The sequence below is a fragment of the Halomonas sp. BC04 genome, assembly GCF_000568385.1.
The window spans coordinates 1-11,732 of sequence record NZ_AZQX01000140.1; the positions used below are offsets into that span (position 1 = coordinate 1).

11 protein-coding genes and 2 pseudogenes are annotated in these 11,732 nt (G+C 50.8%); 12 read left to right on the plus strand and 1 reads right to left on the minus strand.

Features of this window, described 5'->3' with window-relative positions:
* The first annotated feature begins 174 nt into the window (after positions 1-174).
* The 7 genes and pseudogenes from Q427_RS09710 (at position 175) to Q427_RS31175 (ending at position 6,248) form a co-directional block, all read left to right on the plus strand.
* Positions 175-480 (plus strand): group II intron maturase-specific domain-containing protein, encoded by a 306-nt coding sequence (locus tag Q427_RS09710; RefSeq protein WP_043513378.1) that lies wholly within the window; start codon positions 175-177, stop codon positions 478-480.
* 170 nt (positions 481-650) lie between these two features.
* A pseudogene (locus Q427_RS29985) lies at positions 651-845 on the plus strand (transposase); the annotation flags it as partial.
* Between the two features lie 448 nt (positions 846-1,293).
* On the plus strand, positions 1,294-1,956 hold the full coding sequence (locus Q427_RS09715) for a hypothetical protein (RefSeq protein ID WP_197030576.1): 663 nt from the start codon (positions 1,294-1,296) through the stop codon (positions 1,954-1,956).
* A complete protein-coding gene (locus tag Q427_RS09720) occupies positions 1,949-3,337 on the plus strand; it encodes a phenylacetate--CoA ligase family protein (protein ID WP_155833519.1) in 1,389 nt (462 codons plus the stop codon). Before Q427_RS09715 ends, Q427_RS09720 begins: the two co-directional genes overlap by 8 nt.
* On the plus strand, positions 3,334-4,398 hold the full coding sequence (locus Q427_RS29990) for a glycosyltransferase family 4 protein (protein ID WP_081785922.1): 1,065 nt from the start codon (positions 3,334-3,336) through the stop codon (positions 4,396-4,398). Before Q427_RS09720 ends, Q427_RS29990 begins: the two co-directional genes overlap by 4 nt.
* A gap of 11 nt (positions 4,399-4,409) precedes the next feature.
* Positions 4,410-5,549 carry a glycosyltransferase family 4 protein gene (locus Q427_RS29995; RefSeq protein WP_081785923.1) on the plus strand — a complete coding sequence of 380 codons (1,140 nt, stop codon included), beginning with the start codon at positions 4,410-4,412 and terminating at the stop codon, positions 5,547-5,549.
* Positions 5,550-5,594: 45 nt separating this feature from the next.
* Positions 5,595-6,248: a hypothetical protein gene (locus Q427_RS31175; RefSeq protein ID WP_155833520.1), complete on the plus strand. Its 654-nt coding sequence runs from the start codon at positions 5,595-5,597 to the stop codon at positions 6,246-6,248.
* Between the two features lie 171 nt (positions 6,249-6,419).
* Here the strand turns inward: Q427_RS31175 and Q427_RS09725 are convergent.
* A pseudogene (locus tag Q427_RS09725) lies at positions 6,420-7,409 on the minus strand (IS481 family transposase).
* Positions 7,410-7,843: 434 nt separating this feature from the next.
* Here Q427_RS09725 and Q427_RS09730 point away from each other — a divergent pair.
* From Q427_RS09730 to Q427_RS09745, 5 genes are all read left to right on the plus strand, one after another.
* Positions 7,844-8,476, plus strand: a complete 633-nt coding sequence (locus tag Q427_RS09730) for a glycosyltransferase family 4 protein (protein WP_081785924.1) — start codon at positions 7,844-7,846, stop codon at positions 8,474-8,476.
* A gap of 138 nt (positions 8,477-8,614) precedes the next feature.
* Positions 8,615-9,253, plus strand: a complete 639-nt coding sequence (locus Q427_RS31180; protein WP_155833521.1) for a hypothetical protein — start codon at positions 8,615-8,617, stop codon at positions 9,251-9,253.
* A 185-nt stretch (positions 9,254-9,438) separates the two neighbouring features.
* Entirely contained in the window at positions 9,439-10,455 is a 1,017-nt protein-coding gene (locus Q427_RS09735; RefSeq protein ID WP_155833522.1) for a hypothetical protein, read from the plus strand.
* Positions 10,449-10,823, plus strand: a complete 375-nt coding sequence (locus tag Q427_RS09740) for a hypothetical protein (RefSeq protein WP_043513387.1) — start codon at positions 10,449-10,451, stop codon at positions 10,821-10,823. The genes Q427_RS09735 and Q427_RS09740 overlap by 7 nt, the downstream gene beginning before the upstream one ends.
* A gap of 302 nt (positions 10,824-11,125) precedes the next feature.
* On the plus strand, positions 11,126-11,732 hold a 607-nt coding region (locus tag Q427_RS09745; RefSeq protein ID WP_155833523.1), incomplete at its 3' end, for a glycosyltransferase.

Below are 11,732 nucleotides of genomic sequence, written 5' to 3' on the forward strand. Positions count from 1 at the left end.
GGCCGGCGATCACGGCGTACTCTGAAGGCCGAAATTGATTCCTAAAGTTATAGAACAGCGAAAGAAGACGCTCTGTTCGGGCATTGGCCGGCTGACTCTCACGCCGCAAATGCTGCTCCTGAGGGGGGGGCCGGCATCAAGGGCTTTCAAGACACTCGATCAGCGCCCTCATGAATGAGGCGGGGTCAGGGGTTCGAGTTCCTGGGCTACCGCTTCGAGGCGGGCAAGCGCTGGGTACGCCGGAAGAGCCTCAAGGCGTTCAAGAACAAGGTGAGAAGCAAGACGCGGCGGACGGAGGGCAAGAGTCTGCGGCAGGTCATTGCCTCACTGAATCCCATGCTGAGAGGCTGGTTCGGCTACTCCCAGCACGCCTACCGGACGACGTTCCAGCCACTGGATGGCTTTATTCGTCGACGGCTGCGGGCCATGCTGGGCAAGCAGGAGAAGCGCCCCGGTCAAGGCCGGACATTCTCGGACTAACGACGATGGCCTAATACGTTCTTCGCGACCGCTGGGCTCTTCACCCTGACCGGAGCATGGCGGCACGCGAGCCAATCCCGATGAGGAAACCATCGACTGGAGAGCCGTGTGCGGGAGAACCGCACGCACGGTTCGGAGGGCGGGGAGGTTAAGCCTTCCCGACCCCTATCGAGAATACCAACGGTCTGTTGCGGCAGTACTTGCCGAAGGGCACGGACCTGTCGGTCTATAGCCAGGAAGAGCTCGATGCCATTGCGGATTCATTGAACACACGACCCCGCAAGACATTGGATTGGCGAACGCCTCTGCAAGTCTATGGCAAGGTTCTCAAGAAGTCGGTCGCTGGACCGGACACCCTTCAATAGTGTTGCGCTTGGAACTTGAGACCGCCGAGCTTGGTGGCGGTTATTATCAGGGAACATGAGTGATTGTGTGTTGGGAAATGCTACGATGATCAGTATTGGTGAGTTAAAAAACCAATTAATCAAATGGTCAGCTGTCGGAGTGTGGCTTCAGTCGCCGATGTCGTACTCGCCGGGGGCGTTAGCATCTAGGCCGGCGTCGAACATTGTCTTCACCTTCGGCAGTATGGCCAGCAACCCCCGTGGCACGGAACTTAGCGTTTGCCTATGTGCGTGGCGCTGATCTTGGGAAATTGGTAGTTATGCATCATCACGATGGCGGTTCGGTATGCAGCAGTGAGAGCAAGAGGCAATGAGGTAAGGCAATATAATACCTGTTGCGGTAGGTGTTATAGTTGGTCATTGAGGCCGCCGTTGGTTTAATAGTAAAAAGGCTGGTGTTTTTGTGGTCATGAATAAAGGCTTGATGGAAAAGAGGCTTAAGCGAGCCCTTAGAGTTATCAAGCAAGGAATAGTCACCTGCAAGGAGGTTGGCTGCATGGTGGATGGTGTTTCTGGCTTGCCTTCAATTATATATATCAGAACCCTTGATTTGAGGGGGTATCTTGACCTTGCACTAAAGAATCGAATAAGGGCTAAGCTTGGCCACTCTTCACTGCCAATAGAAATCAGTGGAAATTGGAGTAGAAAAACGAGAAATTTTGACTTGACTGAATGGTACAGAGTCAAGGAGCTCAGACAGCATTTCTGTTTGGGAGTACCTTGGAATCAGATTGAGTCTGTAACTAAGAAGCGTTATCTGCTAGATAGAGGATATATTGTTTCGGATGCTCACTCTCATGAAGAACTAGACTTAAGGTTAAATAGTCATGACTTGCTTTTCGATAAAATCAAGAATAATGAAGGTTTGAGTTCTGATTGGGAACATTTGGTGCAATTAAACATATCAGAATCTGGCGGCTTGTACTGGGGGCCGGATGGGCAGCATCGTATCGCAATGGCGGTTATACTGGGTATTGAGTTTATTCCCATGAAGCTGAGCTACGTACATCCGGAAGGAAAATGGATGCTTGATCACCTATTGCCAGACAGCGAGCAAGAGCAGAATGAATAACCTGGCATTAGTTGAAAGGTGTTTCATGTCCAGCTTTCGTATGGCCATGCGCCTGCGTAGCTGGTTGAGTGGAAACGCAGCTGTGTATCTTTCAGAAAATTTGCCTAAGGAGCAGGTAGAGCAGGAGAATAATCTCCGGCTTAGGTATCTCTTGGAATACGCTGCAGGCCGCTTCCCGTTCTGGAATGAACGAATGCGCGCCTGCGGGCTGCTGAATGCGGCTGGCCTTATTGACTTGGACTGCTTCACCGCCTTGCCAACACTAGAACGCTCCGAGCTGGTCGAGCGCCGTGACGAGCTCTCAGACGAGAATTACCCTGGAGAAACATGGTGGGATCAGACAGGTGGCTCGACAGGCGAACCCGTTCGAATTCTGAAGGATCGCCGATCCAAAGAGGCCATGCTTAAAGTCAAGGGGCAAATGTATGCCTGGGCAGGGCATCACCCGGGGATGTCAGTAGTAGAATTGTGGGGCGCTGAACGCGACATACTCGACCAGCACCATCGTCCGCCGATCTGGGAGTGGCCCCTGCTCCAGCGCCTGCGCTGCAACAAGCTGGTGCAGAATGCCTTCCGCATGGGCGAGGAGCAGATGCGCCAGTACCTGACGGAGTGGCACTGGTTCCGCCCCCGTACCGTACTGGCCTACGCTCACTCCATCCATGAATTGGCCCTCTTTGCCGAACGGGAAGGTATTCGCCCCTATAAGCCCAAAGCCATCATCACTTCGGCCGGCACGCTCACCGACGAGATGCGGGCCGATATTCGTCGTGCTTTCGGTGCCCCTGTCTTTAATCGCTACGGCAGCCGCGAATTTGGCAATATGGCCATGAGTTGCGAGCGGGAAGACGGACTCCACATTATCCCGACAGCGGTGCATATCGAGATCGTCCGGCCGGATGGTAGCCCGACCGATCCCGGAGAACTGGGTGAGATTCTGGTGACCTCATTAACCGCTCGTGCCATGCCGCTGATTCGCTACCGGATTGGCGATACCGGATACTGGGGGGAGTCATGTCCGTGTGACCGAATGTTTCCAGTGATCGCCCAGGTAACGGGCAAACGGAGTGACAACTTCCACGGTCAGGATGGCAGCCTAATTCACGGAGCATATTTCACGCATTTAGTTTGGCAATTGGAGGCCATCCGGAAGTTCCAGGTCGTACAGGAAAACGTGGGCCACGTTCATTTTCGGCTCGTCCTCGCCCCCGCTAAGGCTTTTCACCAAGTTGGTGAGGAGGACCGTCTCACGGAAGAAACCCGAAAGGCCATGGGGCAGGATTGCAGGGTAACTTTTGAGTACCCCGAGGAAATCGAGCCCAATGCGACTGGCAAACATCGATTCACCATATCACGCGTTCAGGATCAAGTTTCTTCGTGAAGATTGCTATCGTCAACCAACATATCGCGCACATTATCGGTGGCAGCGAACTCCAGTGTGATTACTTGGCACTCGGGCTTGCCGACCGAGGTCATCAGATTACTTACTTCGCTCCGGGGCGTAGTGGCCGGGAGTCCGTTGAGCGATCCTATTCAGTTATATGCGTAGAAAATACAGCGAGATCGATAATCAGCGAGTTGCTGGAGACTCGTCCGGATGTCGTCTACTGGCGATACAATAAACACCATTTTCGTGAGGTTGCGGAGGCGTTGGCCGCAACAAAAATTCCGATGGTATTTGCTGCCTCACATATTAATGACCTCTTACCATGGGCGGTAAAGCCTGTCAGTGGAGGGGTGAGAAGCTGGCCTCGTCAGTTTGTACGAAAGCTGAGGGCTCGTTGGCAGCATGGTGGTTTTCGGAATGTGAGCGCTTTGATCACATTGAACCGCGATCTTCTACCCCTATCGCCAGTGTTGGAATCGCACTATGTCCCGAACGGAATGAGTTCTGAGTCGGTTCCTTTCTTCTGGCCGCGCCCTTATGTTGCTTGGGTGGCGAACATCAAGCCGGCTAAGCGACCTGAGGCCTTCGTGGAGGTAACGCAGGCTCTTAAGGAATATGGTATTGACGGCCTGATGGTCGGCCATATTCAGTCTGGCGGCTATGAATGGCTGGAAGATCCAGAACAAACACCAGAAAATTTCCACTACTTAGGGCCGCGTACTCCTCTAGAGGTCAATGGGTTGCTCGCGGCCAGCAGGCTGCATGTTCATACCTGCCAGCCTGAAGGTTTTGGAAATGTCTATATCCAAGCTTGGATGCAAGGAAAACCATCAATTAGCTTGGAATATGATCCTTGTGGGTATATTGTCCAGGAGGGCATCGGAGATGTGTGTGGCGGTGACGTTGCTAAATTTGGGGAGCAAGTTGTTGCATGGGCAATAAATACTGAAAAAAGTACCATCGCAGGCGCGTTAGCTAAAGATTTTGCAAATCGAACATTTTCTGTAGACTTTATGGTTAGAAATGTCGAGTCTATTCTTGAGAAAGTAATATAGAAGCAGTTATTATGAAAGTAGCTTATATTTCTTCATCTGCTATACCTTCAAGCTCGGCAAACTCAATCCACGTCATGAAGATGTGCCAGGCGTTCGGAGTCAATGGTCATGAAGTGACGCTGTTCGCACCTGACAAAAAAAGGGAGTCAGATCCTAAAGTTGTTAATATATACTTATATTATAATGTTAAAGAAATATTTAATTTGATTAAGGCTTCATGGTTTCCAGTCAAAGGAAAAGGGTATATTTATGGCTGGGTTTCCTCGCGTAAAGCGATCAAATTTAAGCCGGATCTTGTCTTCTGCCGCAACCTTGCGGGCTGTTTTTTTTCCGCTATGGCTGGGCAGGTTGTTGTTTTTGAGTCCCATGCGCCAGTTTCATATGATGGGGCGATATCCCGATGGATGTTTTTGAGGTTGATTCATAGCTCTTCATTTAAGTATCTTGTTGTGATTACTCATGAGTTGGCTGATCACTATATAAAAAACTATCCTGAGCTGAAAGGTCGGGTGTTGGTTGCGCCAGATGCAGCCGATCCCTTACCTGCACAGGTTATGCCATCAAAAAAGGCTAGCAACGAAGGCTTTAACGTCGGTTATGTTGGCCAGCTTTATTCTGGTAAGGGTATGGAGGTGGTTTCACAACTGGCGAGACGCTGCTCATGGGCAAATTTTCATGTTGTTGGAGGAGAGGTAAATGATTTAAAATACTGGGCAAAGACCTGCGAAGGCATAACAAATATAACTTTTCATGGATTTGTTCCTCCTGCCGAGGTCGCATCTTTTATATATGCATTTGACGTCGTTTTACTGCCTAATCAGTGCAGTGTTAAAGCACGAGGTGAAAAGCGAGATATTGGTCGTTGGACTTCACCTTTGAAAGCCTTTGAGTATATGGCGGCAGGAAAGCCAATCATTGCCTCAGACCTGCCTGTGCTGCGAGAAGTCCTAGAAGACGGCGTGAATTCTTTATTATGTTCTGCCGGCGATTTGGAGGCTTGGGAAAATGCATTGAAGCAATTGTATGATAATGAGGGAAAGCGGCATAAGCTTGGAGAGGCTGCGTATAAAGTTTTTATGGAAAACTATACTTGGAGGGAAAGAGCAAATAAGATAATGCAAAGATTTGAAGCACACATGGGGAGTAGATAGTTGCGTGTACATGTTATAGGCCTTGCTGGGGCTGGAAAATCAACAATGTTGGAAGCAATGCTGCATGAGTGTGAAAGAATTGGTATCAAGGCAACCAAAGATCCGAGGATAAATTTCTTGGGTGTTGACTTTTCATTGCTAATCACCTTGGGGTATTTTTTCTACTTCCTTCCGGTTTCTCTAAAGATTATCCGTTATAAGCGAGATAAAAAGACGCTTAATCCTTTTCTTCTGTCGATGATTATTGCATCTGAAAAAAGAAGGCAAGTTGCCTCGCAAAGCTATGATTTGGTATTTGTTGATCAGGGGTTAACGAATATTCTGAGGAAGTTTTTTGATAAAAGTGTGGAGCCCTGCTTAGAAATGCTTCCTTTGCCACAAGCGATTGTTCATGTTTGGGCACCACGTTGGCTCCGTGAAATGCGAATTGCCCTTAGGGATAAGGGGCATAGCAAAATTACAGGCAGTCGTCGTTTAAAAGTGGCGAGTTTACTTGCTTGTAATTGGGCTGCAAAAATGGAAATTAATGAAGTAAAAAACATTCTTATAGCTTGGAATAAAAAGCGCTGCAGCCCTGAGTTGCCAAGGCTTTTGATTGACGAAGTGTTAGCGAATGTGACTCGTGGTCATGTCCTAATCAATATCGACCTGTGCGCGGGTCTTGTGAACTCCGTTGGTCATGGCTGGAGAAATCTGTGAAGGCTCGAGGTATTGACTGGATTAATGTAAATAATTATGAAGAATCTATGGTCACTGATCTGTTAAATCGGATTGTTAAAGCCATGACTGAAGATAAATAGTTTGTTGCATGATTTTTTGCGTGCAAGCTTGGTTTAATTGAGTGCGATTCTACTGTATAAGACTTAATAGCTAGGTGTCGGGTCCCGTGTGATTGACCACCCGCTTAGTAAATAACTCAGGGCGTTTGGTCTGCCATTCCTTCATCGCTGCAATCGGTGATTGATGATGCAGCGCCTTCTGCGGGATATGGTGGTTGTACAGCCAGCAGTAGCGTTTCAGCGTTTGCTCCAGGTTCTCGCCTGACGTATAGCGGCGAGTCGCCAGTACATCGCTGATGCGGCCGTTCAAGCGCTCCACCATGCCGTTCGTCTGCGGCCTTCCCGGCCTGATCAGACGATGTTCGATGCCATGGGCCTGGCACTCCTGATCGAAGGGGTGGTGGCCGCTGGGCTTGCGCTCACCCGCCCGCGTGAAGCGATCGGTGAACGACTTGCCGTTGTCGGTCAGCACCGTCTGGATCTTGAAGGGGGCCTTTTCCTCCACCCGCTGCATGAACGCTCGCGCATCCTTCGCGGACTGGCTGCACCTGACCTCCAGATAGGCCCAGCGCGTGGCACGGTCGATGGCGACGTACAGGTAGCCCTTTTGTTGCTCGTCGGGCATCTGAGGCAGGTGCTTGATGTCGACGTGCACGAAGCCCGGCTCGTAGTCCTTGAAGGGCTTGTACCGGGGCTTCTCGTCATCGCCGACGTCCTGCCGGGCCAATGTCGCCAGTGTCGGCACCTCGCGCCGCTTTAGCATTCGATGCAGGCCAGAGCGTGACAAGCGAGAATTCAGGAACTCACGCGCCACGACGAGGAGATCATCCAGGCCGAGGCGAAGAAATTAGCGAGCCGTGATCAGCACCTCCTCCTGCTCGGGAGTGAGCGTGGCGAGCAGGTTGTGACGCGTGTGCGGGCGGTCATAGACATCGTCACGGTAACGCCAGCGCCGGATGGTCGCGGTGGAGACGCGATACTGGCGGGCCAGCTCACTATCCGTGCTGCTGGAGGGTGCTGCCTGAATCTCGGCACGGATCTTCGGTGTCGTCGTCGCTTGTTTATGCAGCTTGATGTCCATGAACCTGCTCCCGGATGAATTGCTGAAGAAGCTCCCTCGCTGCTAGCAGAGGATAACTTCTATAGGCGATCCGATCATCCGGGACCTTACAGCTAGGGTTGTTGAAATTGAATATATTGATAGTCCAATAACGTTATCATCCGAATGCCATTGGCTTAGTTAGATCTCTAAAAAGATGATCACAATGTTTCGATGATAGTTTATAGTAAACGTTCTGAGCATGTTGCTGAGAATAATTTCGACCTCATGCCTCTATTGGTTCCCTATTACTCTTGGATAAAGAATGTCTGCTCAAGGTATGGAGAGAAAAGTGTCCATCGTTGCTCTGTGCCAAAGATAGGCTAGTCAATAAAAGCGGTTTGTGAGATTTAACCCGACATTTTAATTTTAAAGATAAACGCATTCTAAGCCTAATCCTGTAAGCGCTCTGTCGGATGAAAGGCGCCAAGACTGTTCTGCTGACTAATGCTCCACCACAAGAGGTAGAGGGTTGGAAAAGAAGGATTCTCGTTGCTATGGGTATTTTGCCAAAGCAACGAATATGCACCACTCTTGGAAAGAATGATAAGCCTGTCGATGGATATGTTCATGGTGCACGCTTCTTGCCCTACCCGGTAGAGGTCAAAGATTTTTCTCTAAGGGAGCGTACGATCAATCTCGGTGACAGAGTGAAATTGCTCTGCGTGGGATCATTAACAAACGATCGCAAGCGCCCCTGGATGGTGCTGGAAGCCATTGCTTTGGCAGGCATTCAGGATCTGGTTGATGTGACCTTTATCGGGCTGGGTAATGAAGAGTCCACCGGAGCCCAAAAAATTGCTGCAGTATCTAGCGAGATGGGATTCAGTGATTTTTCAATGAAATACAATATCCCCCATCACAGGATGTACGATCTTTACAAGGATTATGATGTGCTTGTGCATCCGGCAAGGAAAGAGCCTTTTGGTATGGTGGTGCTCGAGGCAATGGCCGCGGGTCTGGCGCTTATTACCAGCGATGAGGTGAGGGTAAGCTCTTGTTTAGGTAATAGTATTACCGGATTTACGTTCAAAGCTAATAAAAATTAGCTTTTCCTGCGTTTTTCCGAAAGTTGTGAAGGATGATGGTCTGCTTGATCGAACGAGTAATGCAGGCAGATAGCATATTGCAGCATACTTCTCGGCTGGATTCTATAAAATTTTTAATATAATTAAATAGCAGGGGTGTTGGAAGTGGGATTTCGTGTTGTTGAATTTGTCGGTCCGGCTGCTTCTGGCAAGACGACAGTCAGTAATGCCCTTGAGGGTATGGTGGGTGAGCAGCAGTCGCCGAAGTTAATTAAGCGCTCATTATTAAAACTATGTCGTTGCTTTCTTCAGCCATTATTTTTCTTAAAGGCTTTCTTGTTCTGTAGAAAAGCGGGTGTTACTTGGGAGCGTGGAATGCTGCTCAAGGTTATAGACTTAGGGTTGGCGCAGGGTGTAGTTTGGTTGCAGAAAAAAAGTGGCATGATTGTACTTTCGCAAGGTATCTCTCGCGACGTTTGGAAGTGCTGTAAGTCATATAATACCGTTTGTGATTGGGCAGAGCCGGTATCAAAATTGTTGCTTCCTGATGTTACCGTTGTTGTAAGTGTTGAAGCGTCTGTCAGGTCTGCTAGATCCAATGAAAGAAAAAAAGTAAAAAAATATAAAAGAATCAATCGTTATTTTGGTGATGTTGGTGCTAATGAGGTAGGCACAGATCAATCGTTAGAGCTTTTGGAAGAAGCAATGAAGAAAAATGGTGTAAAAGTTGTTCGTATCGATACGCTGCACTCTCCAGAATACAATGCAGAAAAGTTGTTGCAAGAGATTTTGCCTTGATGTTTGGTGAGTGGCTTGGTTTGTCTTGATTGTGCTGTTGTGGCAGATGTTTCTAGCAGGTGTTATTTAAGTGCAGGCAGCGTGATAATCTATGCAAGATTGTGATCGCTGAGGTCAATTTTTTCTCTATGCTTTAATGCATCACCCAAACGACATGGATGAGTGGTTTGATAATGTGTTCCTTGATGAGTGTGCGTCTGGATTGGTTGTCTACCAGGCCTTGGTGTCTGGGTGTAAGCGTTGCTATTGCCACCTGTGTTATTTCCTGGTTTGTTCAACTTGTCATCCTGGGAGTCATTGTACCTGAGTGGAGCGATGGCAATGGCCTGATACCTGGCCAGGATGTTTCCGGTTTTCACAGGGTGGCTGCAGCGCAGGCTGAGTTGATTGCGCTTCATGGCTGGTCTGCGTGGGAGCTACGCCCCAACGGTTGGGGCATTTCCGGGCTCATGTCTGCCTGGTATGTCATTACTGTGCCTGCACCTTGGTCACTGGTTCCATTACAGGCAGCCATGTACGGAACTTGTGTGGCGGTTATTTACGGCATGCTTTTGGAGTTGGGTTTGCAACGTCGCTTGGCTGCAATCGCTTTGCTGCCGGCGTTGCTGTTACCTTCGGGGGCGATGATCTATGCTCAACCGCATCGTGATGTTGTTGTTTTTTTCGGATTGATGCTGGCAATCCAGGGGTGGTGGTGGCTGGCTTGTATACAGCGCATAAATAATGGCTGGGCTGCCGCAAGGTTGGCAGTTTCAGGTAGTGCTTTGGTTTTTATTGGATTTATCCTGTCGTGGATTGTGCGTGCATTTTCCGGTGAAATTTTTCAGGGTTTGGCGGGATTGGTCATTATTGTTTTGGTTGTGTTTGCACTTGCTGCCTGTATGAAATACCGCCGTCTCAGTTGCTATACGCTTGCTAGCCCGTTACTGGTGCTGTTGGTATTGATTGCGATGAACCAATTTCATTCGGGCGGGCACTTCTCACGCTACCTGGATGAAGTCGATACGGCACCGCGGACTGATACGGATATGGCTGACCTCATTGAGTTGGAAGGGTGGCTGCCCACCAGTTGGCTACCATCTGCCATTGATGACCGCTTACGTCGCTATCCGGTGCTCGGGAACATTTCCTTTCGGGTTACAGCCATGGTCGAACCGCTATCGACACGGATATCCATTATCGCCACGTTACCGATATGCTGATTCACACCCCTCGTGCCGTGCAGGTGGGGTTGTTCTCTCCGTTCCCCGATCAGTGGTTGCCCCATCCCGAGGCACCCCCCGTGCGTAATGCCTATCGTGTACTGGGCGGGTTGGAGATGGCGGTGCTCTATCTGGTCCTTCCATTCCTGCTGTATGCCGGGTGGTGCTGGTGGCGGCGGCCTGCGTTCTGGGTGCTGTTCATGCCGGCGTTGGCCTGGGTGATGGTGTATGCCTACACGGTGCCGGTGGTGGGGGCCCTGGTGCGGTATCGTTTTCCTGGGTATGTGATTYTAGTGGCGTTGGCGGTGGCAGGGYTGGCCCAGGCGTGGTGCATTGGCGTGGTCGGCGTCGTGAGGTGGCGGTTGTGAAGTCTGGGTGAGATTTTTCTAAAGTTTTGTGAGGAATTGCCGTTAAGGTGGTGGGTTTGGGGGTTGTTGACGCCGCCGGGCGCTGGTGGCATTGCCGGGCGCCTATCGGCGCCAGTCGCGAGCTGAAGCTGCTCCTACAGCGGTTTTCACGCTGCAGGGTGGCATTTGTTGACGCTGGTGGCATTGCCGGGAGGCTGTCGCCTCCAGTCGCGAGCTGAAGCTGCTCCTACATTAGTTGTCGACGTATTTGATGGAAAGGGTGAGGGCGGCATGGATAGCGTGTTTTACCGGGGCGGCGTTTCATGAGGGTGGCGTTCGTTGCCAATTCGGCGTGGTATCTGAGTAATTTCCGATCTTCTACCTTGCGGGCCTTTGCCGAGCGGTTGGATGTGACTTGCCTGTATCCGGCGGGGGACGATGCGTCGGTGTTGGCCGGTCATCCGGTTTCGCTGGCGCCGTTCTATCTCGATGCGGTGAGCACCCAGCCGGTGAAGGAGTCCAGGGGGCTGCTTTCCCTTCTCGCCACGCTGCGGCGTGTGCGCCCTGCCCTGGTGTATAGCTTCAACCCCAAGACCAACCTCTATGCGCTTATGGCCTGCTGGCTGCTGCGCTTGCCCTGTGTGCCGAACGTTTCCGGGGTGGGGGTGGCGTCGCAGCTGGGCGGGGTGAAGGGTGGGGTGTACCGGCGCCTGGCCGGGTTCTTCTACCGCCGTGCCCATCATGTGTTCTTCCAGAATCGGGAGGATCGGCAGGCGTTCCTGGATGCCGGTTGGGTAAGGCAGAGCCAGTGCGAGGTCATTCCCGGTTCCGGGGTGGATCTGTCGCGCTTTTGCCCTGTGCCCCGGGAGCCGGGCCGGCCGCTGCGTTTCCTCATGGCGGCGCGGTTGCTCAAGGCCAAGGGGGTGGTGG

What these genes read in the sequence shown, in the direction of transcription:
- Q427_RS09735 (WP_155833522.1), top strand. Translation starts at nt 9,439, where the DNA reads ATGAGTGTGCGTCTGGATTGGTTGTCTACCAGGCCTTGGTGTCTGGGT.
- Q427_RS09720 (WP_155833519.1), top strand. Translation starts at nt 1,949, where the DNA reads ATGAATAACCTGGCATTAGTTGAAAGGTGTTTCATGTCCAGCTTTCGT.
- Q427_RS09715 (WP_197030576.1), top strand. Translation starts at nt 1,294, where the DNA reads ATGAATAAAGGCTTGATGGAAAAGAGGCTTAAGCGAGCCCTTAGAGTT.
- Q427_RS09710 (WP_043513378.1), top strand. Translation starts at nt 175, where the DNA reads ATGAGGCGGGGTCAGGGGTTCGAGTTCCTGGGCTACCGCTTCGAGGCG.
- Q427_RS09730 (WP_081785924.1), top strand. Translation starts at nt 7,844, where the DNA reads ATGAAAGGCGCCAAGACTGTTCTGCTGACTAATGCTCCACCACAAGAG.
- Q427_RS29995 (WP_081785923.1), top strand. Translation starts at nt 4,410, where the DNA reads ATGAAAGTAGCTTATATTTCTTCATCTGCTATACCTTCAAGCTCGGCA.
- Q427_RS31175 (WP_155833520.1), top strand. Translation starts at nt 5,595, where the DNA reads ATGTTGGAAGCAATGCTGCATGAGTGTGAAAGAATTGGTATCAAGGCA.